This window comes from Rhizobium hidalgonense, assembly GCF_005862185.2.
GTDB lineage: Bacteria > Pseudomonadota > Alphaproteobacteria > Rhizobiales > Rhizobiaceae > Rhizobium > Rhizobium hidalgonense.
The window spans coordinates 3,511,030-3,531,677 of the sequence record NZ_CP054027.1 but is presented as its reverse complement, the minus strand read 5'-3'; the positions used below and the strand labels follow the sequence as shown (position 1 = coordinate 3,531,677).

Sequence of the window (20,648 nt, the reverse complement as noted above, 5' to 3'; positions counted from 1 at the left end):
ATGCGCGCTCGTCTCTTTTCGCTGGCACGCCGTTTTTTCAAACCCGGGCATCCAGCCGGTCTTCAAGCCCAAACCGGTTACATCGGTGAATTCCCCACTTGGGAAGAGGCAAAGGCAGGCCTGCCCGGCTATTCGGATCCGAACATCGCGCAGAGAGTCGCTTATGGCACGACCGAAGTTCTGAGTGGACGGAAGGCTTACGAACGCGATTCGATTACGTTCGAGACCAGACAATATGCTTTCCCGATCGCAACTGCCCTTTTATGGGCTTCAGGCGCGCGCGGTGCGCTTAACGTTCTTGATTTCGGAGGTGGGCTCGGCACGACCTTTTTCCAAAATCGGCCCTTCCTGCAGGCTGTTTCTCAGATCAACTGGGTGATCGTTGAGCAACAGACGTTTGTTGAACAAGGAAAACATCTATTCCAAGATAGCCAAGTCAGCTTCTGTTCTGATATGCGCGAAGCGTTGGCGACGGAGATCCCGGATATAGTCCTTTTCTCGAGTTCCCTACAATACGTCGAGAGGCCTTACGATATGCTGGAGGCCGTAAAAGCCTCAAAGGTTCCGATGGTCGTATTTGACAGAACGTTGTTTTCAGGCCGCCTACACGACGTCCTCACGCGCCAATATGTATCCGCCGATATATTCTCTGCTGTCATACCGACATGGATTTTCAGCGAATCGAAGTTTCTGAATTTCATGGAGTCGGATTACACGCTCGTGTCAAAATTTCCAGCGTCCTGTTCCACGGTCGAAAATGATCGAGAAAATCGGAACCTGCAGGAGTCCGGTTATTTGTTCGTGCTGAACGGTTCGCAATACGATATTGCCCTGCAGTCGCCCATAATCAGCGAGAATAAACAATGAGTTCGTTGCAAAAGCATCCCCAATCCTGCCCATTGTGTGCGGGAAAGCAAATCGGATTGCACCGCTGGTTCGACGTGGACGCTTTAAAAGCGGATTGGCAGAAGGGGTTTGGCTTTGAACCGTTCAGTCGGCTTGGCATTGAGGGCGTAGCTCATCAGTTTCGGTGTTTTGACTGTGACTTGAGATTTTTCGATCCGGCAACGACGTTGGCGGGAGACGGTGAGTTTTATAATGAACTTTCGAGCCGTTTTTCCTGGTACTACGAGAAGGACAAATGGGAGTTCGACGTCGCGGCGGAAATTCTCGCCGGTCTCGACGGGATAAAGAGGGTGTTGGAGGTCGGCTGCGGCCAGGGCCATTTCCTCGTTCGAATCAAGAATCGCTACGACGTGAAGGGCTTGGAATTCAACCCTCAGGCGATTGCCGATTGCAGAGCCATCGGCCTTGACGTCACCAGCGAGGCGATGGCGACGCTGGGTGAAGGCAGTTTCGACGTTGTTTCGGCGTTCGAGGTTCTGGAGCATTTGCCTGCGCCACGCGAATTCATTGAACAGTCCTTGCGGCTTTTAAGGCCGGGCGGCTACCTGTTGTTCGCAGTACCTGATCCGGAAGGATATTTCACAGAGGCCGAAAAAGTTCTTCTCGATATGCCTCCCCACCACGTAATGGGCTTTTCGAAGAAAGCCTTCAAGAGCATGCAGGCCCTGTTCTCCCTCAAGTTGGAGCAGGTCCATCAAGAGCCTCTTCGCTTTGCACACTATAGATCTTATTTGGGTAATTTCCTTGCTCCTCCGCCTCCACCGCGGAAGCCGAGCTTTCTCGATCGCGTCCTTTATCGATTGTTCGGCTATCAGAAAGAGCGTGATGTCGAATTAAAGAGGCTCGGGGAGAGAGTCACGGAAATGCAAATGGCAACGACTTTTCAGAGCGCCAAAGACAAGCTGGTCGGACAAACACATCTTGTCCTGCTTCAGAAGCAATAGGTTCTCGCGCCGCAATGATCGTGTATGTCCTGATCCCGGTTTTTAATCGTCTCGAACACACAAGGCGTGTTCTCGCTTCTCTGCGTGCTCAGAGCATTGCACCGAAACTGAGGATGATAGTCGTCAACGACGGTTCGACCGATGGAACGGCGGAATATCTCCAGTCGCGGGGAGACGTGGTTGAAATCCGGGGTGACGGCAATCTTTGGTGGGGAGGAGCCATCGAGGAAGGGCTGAAACGCGTGCTTCCGTCGTGTCAGGCGGAAGATTACATCCTGTTCCTGAATAATGATACGTGGTTTGGCGATCATTATATTGAAACCTTGATCCGAACGTCGAAGGAAAATGGTGACGCCGCGGTCGGAAGCGTCATCCATGAAGAGGGACGTGACCCACCTCTGGTCAGTATCGGGGCTAAGGTCAACATCAACAGGCTTGCCGTATGGGACCTGCTCTCGGAATTGAATGAAACGGAAAAACGGTCGCCCAACAGCCACTATCGCGTCGATGCGTTGAGTGGCCGGGGAACGCTCTATCCTGCGCATCTGTTTAGGAAATATGGCGGCATGCGGCCGTCGCTTCTGCCGCACTACATGGCTGACTACGAAATCGCCATGCGTTTCGCCCGCGCAGGCGTGCCACTGGTTGTCAGCAGCAATGCAATCGTCTATTCGCCTCCGATATATGGAAATGATACGTCCAGACTTTCATGGTGGAAGCAGTTATTCGGTAGGCGTTCGCCTCATAACGTGTTTCAGCGCCTGATTTTCTATTCGCTTGTCGGCACACCGGTGCAACGCATGACCGCACCTGTTCGAATGGCGTATTTCTCGTGCAGCCGCGCGTTTTCGACGTGGAGGTCATTGGCGAAACAAAAGGAAGGAACGATATGAGCGGCGGCCAGCATCAGCAATGCATCGCGTGCGGATCGAAGATGCGAACTTTTATCGAGCGGATCAGCGACGACCGATACGGCTGCCCCGGCGTTTACGCGATAGACCGATGCGTTTCCTGTGGTCACATGTCGACCGCGCCACGCCTGACGGAAGAAGATCTGCCCGCGCTCTACAGCAACTATTATCCCCGTCGTGAGATCGACTTCGTTGCGCTGGAGAAAGAGGCTGCGCTCGTCCAAAGACCGCTCGCCGGATTTCGCCGATGGATAGCCGGGACCGATAACCAGGGGCATTATCTTGCCAAGCCAGGGCAAAAGGTGCTCGATATTGGCTGCGGCTCGTGTCTCTCTCTTCTGGAGATGCGTACGCTCGGTGTCGATTGCTGGGGGATCGAGGCTGATCCGAACGTGCGAACGATCGCTGAGAAATATGCCTTACGCGTTCATATCGGCAACATCTATGATGTGCCATTCCCTGACCAGAAGTTCGATCTCATCGTGCTGAACCAGGTCATCGAACATGTGCCCGATCCGCTCGCGATGCTTGCGGCTCTGAAAGGCCGTCTCAACAGCGGCGGACGCGTCATGTTGGCCTTTCCGAATACGGGTTCCTTTCACCGCAAACTGTGGAAGGAGCGTTGGATCAACTGGCACATTCCATACCATCAGAACCACTTCAATCGAACTTCTTTTGCTCTGCTTGCGCGGAAATCCGGTTACGATGTCGGGCGGATCAGGACCATCACTCCCAATCTCTGGTCGGTGCTTCAGCTCAGGACCTCGGGGGAGCAGCGCCAGGAAGGAAAGGCGTCCAATACCTGGTCGGAAAGCGGCAATTCTCAGAAGCCGCCGAGCCTTGTTCAAAAACTTCGCAACGTCGCTGTTTCGCGCGGCGCACGCCTTGCCGGTGCCATGATGGGATTTGGGAACCGGGCTCTGGATGCGATGGGGCAGGGCGATAGTCTGTTGGTAGAACTCCGACTTTCCGCGACAAAGAAATAGGATTTTAGAGTCATGCGGATTGCCGTGTTCGATACCTACTATTCCCGATTTCTGACGATGCATTATCGTCGCAATCGGGATTTGAGGTCGGCTTCCTCCCAAAGGCAGACGGCTTCCCTGCTCGAAGCAGCGTTCGGCACGTCCGATTTCTATTCACGCCACTTGAAGGATCAGGGTTGCGACGTCCTCGATATCATCGGCAACTGTGTTCCGCTTCAATCGGCCTGGGCAGAAGAGAACAATGAGCCGTTCAGCCCATGGGCGATGAAGCTTCCGCATCGGTTTTTCAGGTTGCCTTATATCGGGGCGCGGCTGGCGGCACTCCCCGGCTTGCTTGAGGTCGCGATGGCGCGGGTCCGCGCATTCAAGCCGGATGTGCTTTATTGCCAGGATCTCAGCTTTTTTCCACCTCATGCGTTGATTGAGCTGAAAAAGACGGTGCCACTAATCGTCGGCCAGATCGCTTGTCCTTTGCCGCCGGACGGCTTTTTGCGTCCCTATGATCTGATTCTCACGTCCTTTCCCCATTTCGTGCCGCGGTTCCACGAGATGGGCATAAAATCCGAATATTTCCGGATCGGCTTCGACACCCGAGTGCTGGATATCCTTGGCGATGTCCCTCGCGACGTACCCGTGAGCTTCGTTGGGGGCATAAGCCGTCATCATGGCAAGGCGATCCCGCTGCTCGAACATCTTGCCAATACCACGCCGATACAGTTTTTCGGCTACGGCGCCAGGACGCTTCCGCGCTCATCTCCAATTCGAAAACGTCATAACGGCGAAGTTTGGGGTCCGGACATGTATCGCGCGCTGGCCCGCAGCCGGATCACCCTTAACCGGCATATCAACGTTGCCGAAAACAATGCCAACAATATGCGGCTTTACGAGGCGACGGGTGTCGGATCGCTCCTCATAACCGACAGCAAAGACAATCTCGGCGAGATTTTCGAGGTCGGCAAGGAAGTGGTTGCCTATTCCAGCCCCCAGGAGGCCGCGGAACTTATCCGCTATTACATAGAACACCCCGACGAAGCTGACCTTATCGCGAAGGCCGGTCAGGCTAGGACGCTGAAGGATCATACCTACAAGTCGAGAATGAACCAGTTGATGCCGATCCTCGAGAGACATCTGGAGGCTCGCGGCTAATGTCATTTGTTCGTACGACTCTCAACCGCTTTCCGGTGTTGAAGCGCCGGTTGAAACGACTGCGTGAACAACTGATGCCTGCGGCATCGGTGTCCTCGCACTACGTCGAAATAGATGCAGCTCGGCGAGACAGCGAAAGCTCGCGTCTGGCTGCATCCTGGAAAGCGAGTGATCTGCCTGCACGTCAGAGAGCCCTCGTCGAGCGCCAGTTGAAGGAATATCGCGGTGGCGCTTCGATCGATGTATTCGATGTTTTTGCCGCGGCGCTCCGTAAGATCGACAATTTGCCGGCTGCCGGTTCATTGCTCGAAATCGGTTGTTCCAGCGGATATTACTCCGAGGTTTTGGAAGTAAATGGCCTGCCGTTGCGGTATCGCGGCTGCGATTATTCCGATGCGTTCGTCGATATGGCGCGCAGCCTCTATCCAGCATTGTCGTTCGATGTGGAGGATGCAACGCGGCTCAGCTATCAGAATGATGCGTTTGATGTCGTGGTTTCGGGATGCTGCCTGCTGCATATTCCCAACTATCAAACGGCGATTGCCGAATGCGCCCGCGTCGCCAAGGAATATGTCATTTTTCACCGCACGCCTGTCGTCTATGGCGAATCGACCAAGTATTTCCGTAAGCAGGCCTATGGCGTCGAGACCATCGAGATCCATTTTTCCGAACCGGAGCTGTTAGAGAGCTTTCGGGTTCATGGCCTGGAAGTTCAATCCACCTTCACGCTAAATGAGAGCGCGGATCCGCGTGACAGTAGCAAGGGCAATGCCAACCGCACCTATTTGTGCAGGAAACAATCCCAGTCATGACGACCTACTTCTGTACCCTTTTCGACAGCGGCTATCTCATCAAGGGGATGGCCATGATGGAGAGCCTCGTCCAGTGGTGCCCAGACGCGCATGTTTTTGTGCTCTGCATGGATCAGAAGGCGCAGGAGATACTGACTGCTTTCGACAGATCCTACATCACCTGCATCCCACTCGCCGATCTGGAGACGCCAGAGCTGTTGGAGGCAAAGAAATCGCGTGGCGTCGCCGAATATTGCTGGACTTTGTCGCCCTGTCTCCCAACTTTCGTACTGCAGCATCATCCCGAGATCGATTTCATCACCTATCTCGACTCCGACTTGCTATTCTATTCGCCGATCCGTCCAATCCTGGACGAAATTGGCGACAGTTCGATCGCAATCATCGAGCACCGTTTTGCTCCGCGGCTGCAGGACAGGGAAGTGAACGGTCGTTTCTGTGTGGAATGGGTGAGCTTCCGGCGCGACGAGGAGGGTATGCGTTGCCTTGCTCGTTGGCGCGAGCAGTGCATTGAGTGGTGCTACTATCGCCTCGAAGACGGCAAAATGGGCGACCAGAAATATTTGGACGAGTGGCCTGTGCTGTATCCGACGTGCCATATTATCGCGCACCCAGGAGCGGGAATTGCGCCTTGGAATTATGAGAAGCTGCATTTCGCCGAGGATACTTCAGGTCAGATACTGGTCGAAGGCGTGCCGTTGATATTCTATCATTTTCATCAGTTTCAGTTGCTGGCGGACGGCGGTTTCGACAGGATGTCGTCATTCTACACTTCGGTTTGCAGGGAGCCCGAAGCTGTCTACGCAGCCTATGAGACTGCACTCATGCGAGCGCTTTCGGAAATAAGGATGATCTCACCAGGATTCTCTGGCGGCCTTCGAGAGGCCGCCGCTGTCGCGAGGCGTAGATGGGCGCAGCGTTACGTTCCGTTCGCAGTCAAGCGCGTCCTGCACCGTCTCCTGCGTTATTGATCCTAGCGCAGCCTTGAATGTCGAAGATCAAGGGGCAGTATGCTTACCGATACTGCCGATCGATCCATTGGCGGTAGCTGCCGCTTGTGACGTTCTCGACCCAGGCATCGTTGGCAAGATACCATTCAACCGTCTTGCGGATGCCGGTGTCGAACGTCTCGCTTGGACGCCAGTCCAGTTCCCGCTCGATCTTGGCCGCATCGATGGCGTAGCGGCGGTCGTGACCAGGCCGATCCCGCACGAAGGAGATCTGCGCTTTATAGCTTGCCCCGTGCGGCAGGGGCCTTAATTCGTCGAGGATCTCGCAGAGCGTATTGACTACCGACAGGTTGGTCAGCTCGTTTTTGCCGCCGACATTATAAGTTTCTCCGACCTTTCCGCTTTCCAGAACGCGTTGGATCGCGCTGCAATGGTCCTTGACGAACAGCCAGTCGCGTACCTGCATTCCATCCCCGTAGATCGGAATCTGTTTGCCCGAAAGGGCATTGAGGATGACCAGCGGAATAAGCTTCTCGGGAAAATGGTGGGGACCATAATTGTTCGAACAGTTCGTGGTCAGAACCGGCAGGCCGTAGGTGTGATGATAGGCGCGAACCAGGTGATCGCTGGCTGCCTTGCTCGCGGAATAAGGGCTGTTGGGTTCGTATTTGCGATCTTCGCTGAAGGCTGCTTCCACGGGAGCAAGCGAGCCGTAGACTTCGTCCGTCGATACATGAAGAAAGCGGAAGCTCTTTCGGAAGGCTTCATCCTGTGCGGCAAGAAATCCGCGTGTGGCCTCCAACAGGCGAAAAGTGCCGACAATATTCGTCTGGATAAATTCTTCAGGGCCATGGATCGATCGGTCGACGTGACTTTCCGCCGCGAAATTCAAGATTGCGCGGGGACGATGGGATCGTAGCAGTTCCTCAACGAGATCGTAGTCCGCGATGCTGCCTTTGACAAAGACATGGCGCGGGTCGTTCCAGACGGAGGAGAGGTTCTGTAGATTGCCGGCATATGTCAGCACATCGAGGTTGACGATCGGTTCATCATGAAGCGCAAGCCAATCGAGCACGAAGTTCGCGCCAATGAAACCAGCTCCCCCCGTCACCAGGATCATATTTTCCCCCTTGGAGATCTGACAATTTGGAGAGTTCTAGTCTCATTGTCTCACTCCCGCGTCAACCGAAGAGATCGACGATGCTCATTTCGCTGGCCTCACCCTGGTCACATGGGGGTTGCGCTAGTTCAACCGTTTCCATAAACACGTCCCGAAGATTGTATCGAAAGACGTGAAAAGAATGACAAAAACCGCGCTGATTACTGGGGTGACTGGTCAGGATGGTGCTTATCTCGCTGAATTGCTTCTGAGCAAAGGCTATACCGTGCATGGTATCAAGCGCCGGTCATCGTCTTTCAACACCGGCCGCATCGAGCATATCTACCAGGATCCGCACGAGGCACATCCACGCTTCATTCTCCATTATGGCGATATGATCGACTCGACCAATCTGCTGCGGATCGTGCAGCAGACGCAGCCCGATGAAATCTACAATCTTGCCGCCCAAAGCCACGTGGGTGTCAGCTTCGAAACGCCTGAATATACGGCGGATGCCGATGGTGTCGGGACGTTGAGGTTGCTTGAGGCGATCCGCATCCTGCGGCTCGAGGAAAAGACCCGGTTCTACCAGGCATCGACGTCGGAGCTCTACGGTCTTGTCCAGGAAGTGCCGCAGAACGAGAAGACGCCCTTTTACCCACGTTCTCCCTATGCCGCAGCCAAGCTCTATGCCTACTGGATCGTCGTAAATTATCGCGAGGCCTATGGCATGCACGCGTCGAACGGCATTCTGTTCAATCACGAAAGCCCACTTCGCGGTGAGACCTTCGTCACGCGCAAGATCACGATGGCGGTGGCTGCCATCCATCTCGGACTTCAGGATAAGCTCTTCCTCGGCAATCTCGACGCCAAGCGCGACTGGGGCCATGCCCGTGAGTATGTCGAGGGCATGTGGCGCATGCTGCAGCAGGACCAACCGGATGACTACGTATTGGCGACCGGTGAGACGACGAGTGTCCGCCAGTTTGTCGAGTGGGCGTTTGCCGACGTCGGCATCGCTTTGGAATGGAAGGGCTCCGGCGTAGATGAAAAGGGTTATGACTCCGCGTCCGGTGCGTGCCTCGTGGAAGTCGATCCTCGATATTTCCGCCCGACGGAAGTCGACCTTCTGCTGGGTGATCCGACCAAGGCACGTCAGAAGCTCGGCTGGCAGCACAAGACCCCGGTTCGTGAGCTCGCCGCCGAAATGGTGCGCGAGGATGTCAAGCACTGGAAGGCTCAAAACAGCCGGAAAGAGATCTAAGTGTACGACTTGTCCCACAAGAAGATCTGGGTTGCCGGTCATCGCGGTATGGTCGGCAGTGCTCTCGTGCGCAGACTTCAATCGGAAGATTGCAACGTCATCACGGCGACGCGCCGTGAGGTCGATTTGAAGCGGCAGGACGAGGTCGAGAAATTTGTTGACGCAAACCGACCCGACGCGATCATTCTCGCCGCTGCCAAGGTCGGCGGCATCCTCGCCAATGACAGCTATCCCGCAGAATTCATCTATGACAATCTGATAATTGAAGCGAACATCTTCGAAGCCGCCCACCGAGGCGGAGTGGACCGGCTTCTGTTCTTGGGTTCAAGCTGCATTTATCCCAAGCTCGCTCCACAGCCGATTTCCGAAGAGGCTCTGTTGACCGGTGCGCTCGAGCCGACCAACGAATGGTACGCGATCGCCAAGATCGCCGGAATCAAACTCGCGGAAGCCTATCGCAAGCAACACGGCCGCGACTATATCTCGGCCATGCCGACCAATCTCTATGGCCCGGGCGATAATTTCGACCTGAATTCCAGCCATGTGCTGCCGGCCCTTATCCGCAAGGCGCACGCTGCCAAACTTCGCAAAGACCCGCATATGGTGGTCTGGGGCACCGGCACCCCGCGCCGCGAATTTCTGCACGTCGACGACTGCGCCGACGCGTTGGTATTTCTGCTGAAAACCTATTCGGGCGCGCAGCACGTCAATGTCGGCTCGGGAGCAGATCTCGAAATTATCGAGTTGACGCGTTTGGTCTGCCGGGTTGTCGGTTATGAGGGCGAGATCATCCATGATCTTTCCAAGCCCGATGGCACGCCGCGAAAGCTGATGAGCAATCAGAAGCTGCAGGACATGGGTTGGAAACCACGCATTTCGCTTGAAGACGGCATTGCAGCCACCTATGCCTGGTTTCTGGAGTTCGAAAATGCATCGGATCCGGCAGCCTGATATCGGTGAGAACCGGCAATTAACCGCACCGATGTTGGCGCCACAGACGGCGTCATCGGGCCGGCGCCTGGGGCAACATGCAATTGGAAAATCGCTAGGCCTTGGGTTTGATCCAGCAGCCTGGTGCCAACAGCACGTTTCCTGTCACTTCCCAGAGCCGCTCAGACACGGCAGTCCACCCAGGAAAATCTTCACTGCCTAAATTCAATGTCGGCTTGTTCGGTAAAATCGATTGGCTGGGGAACCTGGACTCGAACCAAGATTAACGGAGTCAGAGTCCGTCGTTCTACCATTGAACTATTCCCCAGCAGGTGCCGCCGAAGCATGGCTTGGCTGCTGTGCGGCGCTTATAACCAAAAGCGGGCGGATTGCAAATACCCGTTCTGAAAAAATTCAATGTTGTACGGAAGACGTGAAACCATCCGCAAATCTCCCGTCCAAAAAAGAATTTGGCGATTTCGGCGGGCGCTGATATTCTTGCCGCAACGCAAAAATCGAATGAGCGCCTGCTGCATACCTCAGGACTTGCGCGGCGCGATGGAAAAACAACGTGGAAGACCCCGAAGGCGGCGCAAAGCCGCAATTTGACGGGGCGTCGGCGGTAGGGCGCAAGGACGGCAAGAAGTCCAGGCGCCGCAAGGGCAAGCGTGGCGGGCAATCCCGCAACGCGGCTCATCCCGCTTCGCATGAGCTTTCCGGCAGTGCCGGGCAGTCTGCGCGCCCGATGGAAGACGCGGCCGGCAATCCGGCTCGCAAGCGAAAGCGTCGCCGCCGTGGCGGCCAAGGCGCTGCGCAGGACGGTTCATCTCACCCCCAAGCGATGGAGCAGGCGCAAGCGGCGGGCAATCCTGCCCGGTCGGAAGGCGCGTTGGCGCCGAGCCGGCGCAACCGCCGCAAACATCGCGGTAAGCGCGGTCTTCAGGGCCGGCCGCTGACGACGGCAAAACCTTCCGCTCCGCAGCCGGAAAGCCGCGCCGAAGAGACGGTGCAGCGCACCGAGCCGCGCGAGGCGCCAAACAGCGTAAATGCCGGCCGCAGGGGCGCCAGGATGGCCATACCACTTCCGGTTATCAGGGCGATCGCCAGGCGAGCGAACATGCATGGCCGGACGAGCTCTATGCCGCTCTCGACCTCGGCACCAATAATTGCCGTCTGCTCATCGCCCAGCCGACCCGCCCGGGGCAATTCCGGGTGGTCGACGCCTTTTCCCGCATCGTGCGCCTTGGCGAAGGCCTGGCTGCCAGCGGCCGTCTGTCCGACGAGGCAATGGAAAGGGCGATCGAAGCGCTGAGGATCTGCGCCTCCAAGCTCAGGAACCGCGAGATCCGCCGCATGCGGCTGATCGCCACCGAAGCCTGCCGCCAGGCGGTCAATGGCGAGGAATTCCTCAGCCGCGTCGTTGCCGAAACCGGTCTCGCGCTGGAGATCATCGATCGCGAGACCGAAGCGCGGCTCGCCGTCTCCGGCTGCTCCTCGCTCGTCGGACGCGAGACGCGCTCTGTCGTGCTCTTCGATATCGGCGGCGGTTCGTCGGAGATTGCCGTCATCCGCATCGGCGACAATCGTTTCAGCCGGCTGGCCAATCACATCACCCACTGGACTTCGCTGCCGGTCGGCGTCGTGACGCTGTCGGAGCGTCATGGCGGGCGCGACGTCACGCCGGAGGCGTTCGAAGGCATGGTGCGCGAAGTCGGCGGCATGCTCGAAGGCTTTGATTGCCCGGAGATCGAGGTCGCCCAGACCGGCGACTTCCATCTGATCGGCACATCGGGCACGGTGACGACGCTTGCCGGGGTGCATCTCGATCTGCCGCGGTATGACCGGCGCAAGGTCGATGGCATCTGGCTGTCCGACGACGAGGTCTCTGCCATGCAGGCAAAACTGCTCTCCTGGAATTTCGAAAGCCGCGCCGCAAATCCCTGTATCGGGCCCGATCGGGCCGATCTGGTGCTCGCCGGCTGCGCCATCCTCGAGGCGATCCGCCGCCGTTGGCCGAGCCCGCGCATGCGCGTCGCCGATCGCGGCTTGAGGGAGGGCCTGCTCACCGACATGATGGCCGATGACGGCGTGTGGCGGCGCAACCGCAACCGCCGCGGCCAGCGTGCAAGATAAGGAGAAGGCATGACCAAGGCACCGATCGCGGGTAACCGCACCGGCCGCAAGCTCGGCCAGCGCGTCAAGAACAAGAAGATGAAGGCCTCCTCCCGCCAATGGCTGCAGCGCCACATCAACGATCCCTATGTGCAGCGCGCCCAGCTGGAGGGATATCGTGCCCGCGCCGCCTTCAAGCTGCTGGAGATCGATGAGAAACACCATATCCTGCGCGGCGCCAAGCGCATCATCGATCTCGGTGCCGCCCCCGGCAGCTGGTCGCAGATCGCCGCCAAGGTCACCGGCTCGACCGATGAGGATGTCCGTGTGGCCGCAATCGATTTCCTCGAAATGACCCAGCTGCCCGGTGTGAAGATCCTGCAGCTCGATTTCCTTGATCCGACAGCGTCGGAAAAGCTGCTGGAAGCCGTCGGCGGCACACCCGATCTCGTCATCTCGGACATGGCGGCACCAACCACCGGCCACCACCGCACCGATCATCTGCGTACCATGCATCTCTGCGAAGTCGCGGCGCATTTCGCCGTGGAGGTGCTGGGGGAGGGCGGACATTTCCTCACCAAGACCTTCCAGGGCGGCACCGAACGTGAGCTGCTCGCCATGCTGAAGCAGAATTTTCGCCAGGTGGTCCATGTCAAGCCGAACGCGTCGCGCGCGGAATCCGTCGAGATGTTCCTGCTCGCCAAGGGGTTCAAGGGCCGCAAGGCCGAAGGTGACGCTGAGAAAGCTTGATCTTGGGCCGGGACCGTCCGATGATGACGGACCCAAGAGCTGAACTGCTGATCCCATGCTTCTTTACATCACCCTCGGAACCAACGACCTTTATCGCGCAGGACAGTTTTATGATGCCGTGCTGCCTCTGCTCGGCTATCGCCGCCAGCATTATTCGGAAGAGGAAATTGGCTATTCCGCCGAAAGCGATACGCGCTGCCGCTTCTGGGTGGTGACGCCGTTCAATCGCCGCCGGGCGACATCGGGCAACGGCGCCATGGTCGCGCTCGCGGCCGAGACCCGGGCTGATGTCGACGCCTTCCATGCAGCGGCGATTGCCGCAGGCGGCGCCGATGAAGGCGAGCCGGGCTTGCGCTCCTACCACGCCAATTTTTATGCCGCTTATGTGCGCGATCTCGACGGCAACAAGCTCTCTGCCGTCTGCGAAAACCCGGAATAGGAGGGCAGCGCCGCGCGTCTTTTCCGATGCGTAAAGGGCGCTATCGCAGTTTCAAGCCTATTTCGCCACCGGCTGCTCGGCTTCAATAGTCGACGACCTCGCCACCTTTAACCGGTGGCCGGAAACGAGCGCGCCGGCATTGCGGTCCATTCTCACAAAGGGAATCGTCGCAATGACGGTCAGTCCGGCGATGATGTAGAAGGCAAGGTGGAAGTCGACGACATCGAGCGCTTCGCCCCGGATGTAGATCGAGCTCTCCAAGATCGCGGCGGCGAGTGCGACGCCGAGCGCCAGGCTGATTTGCTGCATTACCGAGCTCATCGATGTCGCTTGGCTGGCTTGCGCATCGTCGATATCGGCGAAGGCAAGCGCATTGACGCCGGTGAACATGAAGGAGCGGGAGAAGCCGCCGACAAGCAGCACGCCGATGATCACAAGATGCGGCGTCGCCGGTGTGAACAGGCCGGTGATAACGGTCACCAGGGTCGTTACCATGGCGGCGCCGAGCAGGGTCGTGCGGAAGCCGGCGGCGGCAAAGACGCGTTTTGCCATGAATTTGGTGGTGATCGCCCCGATCGCGCCGGCAAAGGTGATCAGGCCCGATTGAAACGGCGTCAGCCCGAAGCCGAGCTGCAACATCAGCGGCGTCAGGAACGGCATGGCGCCGACGCAGACGCGAAAGAGGTTGCCCCCCGTGGTCGAGGCCCGGAAGGTCGGGTTTTTGAACAGGTTGAGGTTGAGGATCGGCGCCGGGTGGCGCTTCGCATGGCCGATATAGAGATAGCCGCAGATGAAGCCGATCGCGGTGGCGGTAACGCCGATGATCGGCGGCAGGGCCGGCAGGCTGACGACCGACAGGCCGAAGACGACGCCGGCGGCCGAAAGCGAGGTAAGAACAAAACCGGTGAAATCGAGCTTCGGCGGCGCCGTCGCCTCCACCTCCGGCAGGAAGATCGTTGCAAGCCAGATGCCGATGATGCCGACCGGCACGTTGATCAGGAAGATCCAGTGCCAGCTGAAATAGGTGGTGATGAAGCCGCCGAGCGGCGGGCCGGTGAGCGGGCCGACCAGCGCCGGAATGGTGAGCAGCGCCATGGCCGAAACCAGATCGCTGCGCTTCGTCGTGCGCACCAGTACCAGACGGCCGACCGGCGTCATCATCGCCCCGCCCATGCCCTGAAGGAAGCGGGCAAAGACGAATTCGCCGAGATTGGACGAGATGGCGCAGAAGATCGAGCCGATGACGAAGACTGCGATGGCCAGGCGGAAGATCTTCTTGGCGCCGAATCTGTCGGCCATCCAGCCGCTGACCGGAATGAACACCGCAAGCGCCACCATATAAGAGGTCAGCGCCAGCTTCAGCGTGATCGGCCCGACATTGAGATCCCTCGCGATCGCGGGCAGCGCCGTTGCAATGACCGTGGAGTCCATCTGTTCCATGAAAAGAGCGACGGCGAGGATCAGCGGGACGATGCGGTTCATAGGCGGGAGGCCTTGATGGGCTGCGGACGGGAGCTGCGAAGGCCAGTGCTGTGTAGTCCCACTTCAGGGGCCTGCCAATCCCTCAATCGGCCTCGACGACACGTTTGCTTCACGTCTGCGTGAAACGGCTTGTCCGACAACGTCGTTTGGCAAGATTGGGATATGTCTATTCCGCCCGAAGAAGAAATTCGGCCGGAATCGACATCGGGGGCCGTGCGGCGACGCACCGCACGTCATTGGAGGATGGACATATGGCAATTTCGTCGGGAATAAAGCGGCGCACCCTTTTTGCCGCAGGCCTCGGCCTGCTCGCGGCGCCGGTCATTTTAAGAGAGAAGGCCGAAGCGGCCGCGACTGGAGAAAGCAATAAGATGGATTTAACGCCTTTGCCAGAGATCAATCAATTCAAGCTCGGTTCCTATAAGTTCACCGTCGTTCGCGATGGCACCAATGTCTCCGAAAAGCCCTATGAAACCTTCGGTACCAATCAAGCCCCCGAAACCGTCCAGGCGTTACTGACCGCAAACTTCCTGCCGGCCGACAAGTTCGTGAACGGCTATACGCCGGCTGTCATCGATACCGGCTCGGATGTCATCCTGATCGATACCGGCTTCGGCGAGAACGGACGCGCACGGGGCGCCGGCCAGTTGACAGAGGGCCTGAAGGCCGCAGGCTATTCGGCCGACGACGTCACCATAGTCGCGCTGACCCATCTGCACGGCGATCATATCGGCGGCCTGATGGAGAATGGCGCGGCTGCCTTCAAAAATGCCCGCTATGTCGCCGGCCAGGCCGAATATGATTTCTGGTCGAACAAGGCGCGCGAGGGCACGCCGGCCGAAGGCGGCCATAAGGCGGTGCTGGCCAATGTCGCGCCGCTTGCCGAAAAGACCACCTTCATCAAGGACGGTGACAGCGTCGCGCCCGGCGTGACAGCAATGCTGGCGGCCGGCCACTCGCCGGGGCATATGGTCTTCCACGTCGAATCCGAGGGGAAACGTCTCGTGCTGACCGGCGATACGGCCAATCACTATATCCTGTCGCTGCTGCGGCCGGATTGGGAGGTGCGCTTCGACATGGACAAGGCGCAGGCAGCAGCCACCCGCCGCAAGGTCTTCGACATGATCGCGACCGAGAAGATCGCCTTCCTCGGCTACCACATGCCGTTCCCGGCGGTCGGTTTTGCCGAGAAGCAGGATGGCGGCTATCGCTTCGTGCCGAAGACCTATCAGTTCGACATCTGATATGGAGCCGCTCCAGCAAAATTGCGCAGCGGTTGTGCGTCCGGAATGCGTGAAAACAGAGAGTTAGGCCATCCCCGCGACTTGGGGAAATCAGGGGATTGCTCCAGGCGCATGGCACCCATGACGAGCCCGGCGGACAGGCCGGGCTTTTTGCTATTTCCTTCCTGTCATAGACGTGTTACCAGCCCTCGCCAACTTCCAAGCAATCCCATGCACACCGCCGGGGCGGACGATTCGTTTCCGGGCCAGGTTGCATTTTCTTAAATGAAGGAATTTGGCCATGGCACGCATCATTGAAACGGCAACCGGCGCGGACGCGCTTACCTTCGACGACGTGCTGCTGCAGCCCGGTCATTCCGAGGTCATGCCCGGCCAGACGAACATTTCCACCCGGATCGCCCGCGATTTTGACCTCAACATCCCGATCCTCTCTTCGGCCATGGATACCGTCACCGAAAGCCGTCTGGCGATCGCCATGGCCCAGGCCGGCGGCCTCGGCGTCATCCACCGAAACCTGACGCCGATCGAGCAGGCCGAAGAGGTCCGCCAGGTGAAGAAGTTCGAAAGCGGCATGGTCGTCAATCCGGTGACCATCGGTCCGGAGGCGAAGCTCGCCGAAGCGCTCGGCCTGATGAAATCGCATGGCATCTCCGGCATTCCCGTCGTCGAGAAATCGGGTCGCCTCGTCGGCATCCTGACCAACCGCGATGTTCGCTTCGCCTCCGATCCGGAGCAGAAGATCCACGAGCTGATGACCAAGGACAATCTGGTCACCGTCAAGGAGAGCGTCGATCAGCAGGAGGCCAAGCGCCTCTTGCATTCGCACCGCATCGAAAAGCTGCTGGTGGTCGACACTGAAGGCCGCTGCGTCGGCCTCATCACCGTCAAGGATATCGAGAAGTCGCAGCTGAACCCGAACGCCTCCAAGGATGCGCAGGGCAGGCTTCGCGCCGCCGCCGCCATCAGCGTCGGCGATGACGGCTTCGAGCGCGCCGAGCGGCTGATCGAGGCCGGCGTCGACCTTCTGGTCGTCGATACCGCCCACGGTCATTCGCAGCGCGTCCTCGATGCCGTCACCCGCGTCAAGAAGCTTTCCAACTCGGTCAGGATCATGGCCGGCAACGTCGCCACCTATGACGGTACGAGAGCGCTGATCGATGCCGGTGCCGATGCCGTCAAGGTCGGCATCGGCCCAGGCTCGATCTGCACGACGCGCATCGTTGCCGGCGTCGGCGTTCCCCAGCTCGCCGCCATCATGTCGGCCGTTCAGGCGGCACAGGCTCAGGACGTGCCCGTCATCGCCGATGGCGGCATCAAATTCTCCGGCGATCTGGCCAAGGCGATCGCCGCCGGCGCTTCCGCCGTCATGATCGGCTCGCTGCTGGCCGGTACCGACGAAAGCCCGGGCGAGGTGTATCTCTACCAGGGCCGCTCCTTCAAGGCCTATCGCGGCATGGGCTCCGTCGGCGCCATGGCCCGCGGCTCCGCCGACCGTTATTTCCAGGCGGAGGTGCGCGACACGCTGAAGCTCGTGCCCGAGGGTATCGAGGGCCAGGTGCCGTATAAGGGTCCGGTCTCGGCCGTCGTCCATCAACTGGCCGGCGGTCTCAAGGCAGCCATGGGTTATGTCGGCGGCAAGGATCTGAAGGATTTCCAGGAGCGGGCGACCTTCGTGCGCATCTCCGGCGCCGGCCTTCGCGAAAGCCACGCCCATGACGTGACGATCACCCGCGAGAGCCCGAACTATCCGGGCGCTGGCCTCTGATCATGAAAGCGGGCAGCGGGATTCCTGTCTGGATCGTCGCGCTGCTCGCAGCCCTCTGCCTGATCGTGCTCGCCTGGACGACCTTCGGCTTCGTCGTGCCCTTCAAGCATGAGACCGGGCAGGCGGTGCTCGATACTTATTTCGCCGGTTACGACGAGTCTGCCGTCTTCCACATGCAGAAGCTGCTGGATGAGAACGAGACGGCGACAAAGCTGCTGCGCGCCATGTATTTCGGGCCGGAACTGATTTTTCCGGCCTTGCTGACGGCGCTGCTGTTCTTTGTCTTCGTCGCACTCGGTCCCGTCGGCTCGTGGTTCGGCCGATCGGCGCATCCGCTTGTGGCCAAGGCGATCTACCTGCTACCGTTCATCTACGGCATCGCCGACTACGCCGAGAACATATCGAGCCTGATCGCCTTCGGCGATGGTGCGTCCACACATCTTGCAACACATCTGCTGCCGTGGATGACACGGCTGAAATTCGCAAGCCTCGCCATCTGCGTCATTGTCATCGCCCGGCTTGCCATCGCCCGCTGGCTCTCGCCGCGCGAGGACTGAGGGGACCTTCAGCCGTTCCATCGCCATGATGGGTTGGAAAGCCGCGCAACCATGAAATCGGACAACGCCTCCACCTTCGCCGGACGAGTGCGAGCCGAGGGCGTGACGAAATAGAGCGCACCGCTCGGCAGTTTCCAATCGCTGAGGATGGCTTTCAGCCGGCCATCGGCGAGATATTCATGCGCCATGAATTCAGGCAGTTCGACGATCCCTAGGCCGCGGAGCGCCATCGGGATCAGCGCCTGCGAATTGGTGGCGCGCAACGGCCCCGTCGGTATGACCGTTTCTTCCTCGCCGGCCTCGTTGCGCAAGTGCCAGATATCCTGCCGCGGCCGATAGGCATAGCCCAGGCAATGGTGGGCGGTAAGCTCGCTTGGATGTGCCGGTGTCCCGTGTTTTTCCAGGTAGGAGGGCGCTGCGAGGATGAAACGAGCGACCGGCGTCAGCCGTCGTGCCACCAGCGAGGAATCCTGTAGAACGGCGATCCGCAGCGCTGCATCGAAACCGTCTCCCACCAGATCGACGGCAGCGTCGCTCATATGCAGGTCGATGGAAATATCCGGATAAAGCTCGAAAAAATCAGGCAGGATCGGCGCCAGCCAGCGTGTGCCAAAGGCCATCGGCACGGCAAGCCGGATCATCCCGCGCGGACTGCTGGAAAGCTCGCGCGCTGCATCCTCCGCCGCCTCCGCCTCCGCATAGAGCCGTGAGGCACTGTCGACCAGCCGCAAGCCGAAATCGGTCAGCGCCAGCTGCCGTGACGTGCGGTTGAAGAGCCGTGCTCCCAACCTCTCCTCCAGCCGGGCGACGGCGCGCGAAACGGTCGGCACCGAGACGCCAAGCGTCTTGGCGGCGCGGGCGAAAGAACGCTCCTCTGCCACCTTTGCAAACATTGCGAGGCCTTCGAAATCGGGAAACTTCGTCATTTCATTCTTGCAACGATGGCTTTCATCTCTTTCTATTCCGAAACAATCCCCGCGTCCATATCTCAGCCTCGGTCCAACAACAGGAGACGACAATGACGCAGAGACTGAATGGAAAGATCGTGGTCATCACCGGCGCCACATCCGGCATTGGCCTTGCCACCGCCAAACGTTTCGCTGCCGAGGGCGCGCAGCTCTTCGTGACCGGCCGGCGCAAAGACGTCCTCGACGCGGCGGTCGCCGAAATCGGTGGCAATGTCAAAGGCATCCAGGCGGACTCGGCAAAGCTTGCCGACCTCGACCGGCTCTATGAGTTCGTGAAGGCGCAAGTCGGCCGCATCGACGTGCTCTTCGTCAATGCCGGCGGCGGTTCCATGCTGCCGCTCGGCGAAATTACCGAGGAGCAGTACGACGATACCTTCAACCGCAATGTGAAGGGCGTGCTCTTCACCGTACAGAAAGCGCTGCCGCTGCTCGGCCGGGGTTCATCCGTGATCTTGACGGGCTCGACGGCCGGCTCGACCGGCACGCCTGCCTTCAGTGTCTACGCTGCGTCGAAAGCCGCGCTCAGAAGCTTTGCCCGCAACTGGATCCTCGATCTCAAGGATCGGGGCATCCGCATCAACACGCTGAGCCCCGGCCCGACAGAGACGACCGGTCTTGTCGAACTCGCCGGTCAGGACAAGGTACAGCAGCAGGGCCTGCTCGACTATCTCGCAACACAGGTGCCGATGGGCCGCGTCGGCCGCGCTGAGGAAATCGCCGCCGCGGCACTCTTCCTCGCCTCGGACGATTCGAGCTTCATCACCGGCACAGAGCTCTTCGCCGATGGTGGCTCTGCTCAGGTCTGACATGTTCTTGTGACCCGCCGTCGCACGACGGCGGTTCACTGCCGCCGCCGCTGGTATCCGGCTCTCCTTTCGGCTACTGCTCGCAACGAATGCGGAAGCGGAAAAGGACTCAAGGCGCCCATATGACCGGTTATCAAATCTTCTGGCCACTCCTCGCCCATGTGGCCCTGGTCTATGGTCTTTATGCACTTCTGGGCATGCGGCGCGGGAAAATGGTCCGCGCCGGCAAGATCGGGAGATCGGATTATCGCGAAAATCGGGACGAGCCGGCGACAAGCCTCGTCGTCAAAAACTGCCTCGCCAATCAGTTCGAACTGCCTGTGCTCTTCTACGCCTGCTGTATTCTTCTCTATGTCACCGAGGCCGACAATCTCCCGGCCGTCGGGCTCGCCTGGCTCTTCGTCGCGCTGCGTTACGCCCATGCCGTCGTGCATGTCACCAGCAATGATCTGCGCTACCGCAGTCCGCTTTTCGCTGCCGGTTACCTCACGCTCGCCGCTATGTGGGTGTGGCTCGCAGCATGGATGGCAATGGGCTGATGCCGAACACTGGGAGCTCGTCCGGCGTCCCAGCGGGCAGG

General features: G+C 58.9%; 19 protein-coding genes, 1 tRNA gene and 1 pseudogene. 17 read left to right on the top strand and 4 right to left on the bottom strand.

Translation table 11 applies throughout. The features are described from left to right. Genes FFM81_RS17130 through FFM81_RS17100 form a run of 7 tightly spaced genes read left to right on the top strand, consistent with a single transcriptional unit; the run spans position 1 to position 6,673 of the window. On the top strand, positions 1–867 hold the full coding sequence (locus FFM81_RS17130) for a methyltransferase, TIGR04325 family (RefSeq protein ID WP_138385050.1): 867 nt from the start codon (positions 1–3) through the stop codon (positions 865–867). Continuing rightward, positions 864–1,850, top strand: coding sequence for a class I SAM-dependent methyltransferase (locus FFM81_RS17125; protein ID WP_097534886.1), 987 nt, complete (start codon positions 864–866; stop codon positions 1,848–1,850). Before FFM81_RS17130 ends, FFM81_RS17125 begins: the two co-directional genes overlap by 4 nt. Positions 1,851–1,864: 14 nt before the next feature. Then, positions 1,865–2,743: a glycosyltransferase family 2 protein gene (locus FFM81_RS17120; protein ID WP_138385051.1), complete on the top strand. Its 879-nt coding sequence runs from the start codon at positions 1,865–1,867 to the stop codon at positions 2,741–2,743. Beyond that, positions 2,740–3,747 carry a class I SAM-dependent methyltransferase gene (locus tag FFM81_RS17115; RefSeq protein WP_138385052.1) on the top strand — a complete coding sequence of 336 codons (1,008 nt, stop codon included), beginning with the start codon at positions 2,740–2,742 and terminating at the stop codon, positions 3,745–3,747. Before FFM81_RS17120 ends, FFM81_RS17115 begins: the two co-directional genes overlap by 4 nt. 12 nt (positions 3,748–3,759) lie before the next feature. Further along, positions 3,760–4,893, top strand: coding sequence for a CgeB family protein (locus tag FFM81_RS17110; protein ID WP_097534880.1), 1,134 nt, complete (start codon positions 3,760–3,762; stop codon positions 4,891–4,893). Beyond that, positions 4,893–5,705: a class I SAM-dependent methyltransferase gene (locus tag FFM81_RS17105; RefSeq protein WP_097534878.1), complete on the top strand. Its 813-nt coding sequence runs from the start codon at positions 4,893–4,895 to the stop codon at positions 5,703–5,705. The genes FFM81_RS17110 and FFM81_RS17105 overlap by 1 nt, the downstream gene beginning before the upstream one ends. Continuing rightward, entirely contained in the window at positions 5,702–6,673 is a 972-nt protein-coding gene (locus tag FFM81_RS17100; RefSeq protein ID WP_138385053.1) for a hypothetical protein, read from the top strand. The genes FFM81_RS17105 and FFM81_RS17100 overlap by 4 nt, the downstream gene beginning before the upstream one ends. 43 nt (positions 6,674–6,716) lie before the next feature. On the opposite strand, the gene rfbB is transcribed toward FFM81_RS17100, so the two are convergent. Continuing rightward, entirely contained in the window at positions 6,717–7,772 is a 1,056-nt protein-coding gene (gene rfbB, locus FFM81_RS17095; RefSeq protein WP_097534874.1) for a dTDP-glucose 4,6-dehydratase, read from the bottom strand. A gap of 181 nt (positions 7,773–7,953) precedes the next feature. Between rfbB and gmd the strand changes: the two genes are divergently transcribed. Next, positions 7,954–9,015 carry a GDP-mannose 4,6-dehydratase gene (gmd, locus tag FFM81_RS17090; RefSeq protein ID WP_097534872.1) on the top strand — a complete coding sequence of 354 codons (1,062 nt, stop codon included), beginning with the start codon at positions 7,954–7,956 and terminating at the stop codon, positions 9,013–9,015. Next, a complete protein-coding gene (gene fcl, locus FFM81_RS17085; RefSeq protein ID WP_128399085.1) occupies positions 9,016–9,966 on the top strand; it encodes a GDP-L-fucose synthase in 951 nt (316 codons plus the stop codon). It abuts the gene before it with no gap. A gap of 233 nt (positions 9,967–10,199) precedes the next feature. On the opposite strand, the gene FFM81_RS17080 is transcribed toward fcl, so the two are convergent. Further along, positions 10,200–10,273: transfer RNA gene (locus tag FFM81_RS17080), tRNA-Gln, on the bottom strand. A 243-nt stretch (positions 10,274–10,516) separates the two neighbouring features. Between FFM81_RS17080 and FFM81_RS17075 the strand changes: the two are divergent. The 3 genes and pseudogenes from FFM81_RS17075 to FFM81_RS17065 all read left to right on the top strand — a co-directional run bounded on the left by FFM81_RS17075 (position 10,517) and on the right by FFM81_RS17065 (position 13,246). Beyond that, positions 10,517–12,078: pseudogene (locus tag FFM81_RS17075) on the top strand (Ppx/GppA phosphatase family protein). 9 nt (positions 12,079–12,087) lie between these two features. Continuing rightward, positions 12,088–12,807 carry an RlmE family RNA methyltransferase gene (locus tag FFM81_RS17070; protein WP_138385054.1) on the top strand — a complete coding sequence of 240 codons (720 nt, stop codon included), beginning with the start codon at positions 12,088–12,090 and terminating at the stop codon, positions 12,805–12,807. Positions 12,808–12,862: 55 nt separating this feature from the next. Then, positions 12,863–13,246: a VOC family protein gene (locus tag FFM81_RS17065; RefSeq protein ID WP_138385055.1), complete on the top strand. Its 384-nt coding sequence runs from the start codon at positions 12,863–12,865 to the stop codon at positions 13,244–13,246. Between the two features lie 57 nt (positions 13,247–13,303). Here FFM81_RS17065 and FFM81_RS17060 read toward each other — a convergent pair whose 3' ends face one another. After that, entirely contained in the window at positions 13,304–14,728 is a 1,425-nt protein-coding gene (locus FFM81_RS17060; RefSeq protein ID WP_138385056.1) for a DHA2 family efflux MFS transporter permease subunit, read from the bottom strand. A gap of 251 nt (positions 14,729–14,979) precedes the next feature. Here FFM81_RS17060 and FFM81_RS17055 point away from each other — a divergent pair, with 251 nt between their 5' ends. From FFM81_RS17055 to FFM81_RS17045, 3 genes are all read left to right on the top strand, one after another. Next, complete coding sequence (locus FFM81_RS17055) at positions 14,980–15,972, top strand: MBL fold metallo-hydrolase (protein ID WP_097534863.1); 993 nt, start codon at positions 14,980–14,982, stop codon at positions 15,970–15,972. A 280-nt stretch (positions 15,973–16,252) separates the two neighbouring features. Then, positions 16,253–17,737, top strand: a complete 1,485-nt coding sequence (gene guaB / locus FFM81_RS17050; RefSeq protein ID WP_003570128.1) for an IMP dehydrogenase — start codon at positions 16,253–16,255, stop codon at positions 17,735–17,737. 2 nt (positions 17,738–17,739) lie between these two features. Beyond that, positions 17,740–18,294 carry a hypothetical protein gene (locus FFM81_RS17045; protein ID WP_097534861.1) on the top strand — a complete coding sequence of 185 codons (555 nt, stop codon included), beginning with the start codon at positions 17,740–17,742 and terminating at the stop codon, positions 18,292–18,294. An 8-nt stretch (positions 18,295–18,302) separates the two neighbouring features. Here FFM81_RS17045 and FFM81_RS17040 read toward each other — a convergent pair whose 3' ends face one another. Then, a complete protein-coding gene (locus tag FFM81_RS17040; RefSeq protein WP_138385057.1) occupies positions 18,303–19,220 on the bottom strand; it encodes a LysR family transcriptional regulator in 918 nt (305 codons plus the stop codon). Positions 19,221–19,312: 92 nt separating this feature from the next. Between FFM81_RS17040 and FFM81_RS17035 the strand changes: the two genes are divergently transcribed. Both FFM81_RS17035 and FFM81_RS17030 read left to right on the top strand, forming a co-directional pair. Beyond that, positions 19,313–20,068 (top strand): SDR family oxidoreductase, encoded by a 756-nt coding sequence (locus FFM81_RS17035; protein WP_003570123.1) that lies wholly within the window; start codon positions 19,313–19,315, stop codon positions 20,066–20,068. Positions 20,069–20,190: 122 nt separating this feature from the next. After that, positions 20,191–20,607 (top strand): MAPEG family protein, encoded by a 417-nt coding sequence (locus tag FFM81_RS17030; protein ID WP_097534856.1) that lies wholly within the window; start codon positions 20,191–20,193, stop codon positions 20,605–20,607. Positions 20,608–20,648: the final 41 nt, after the last annotated feature.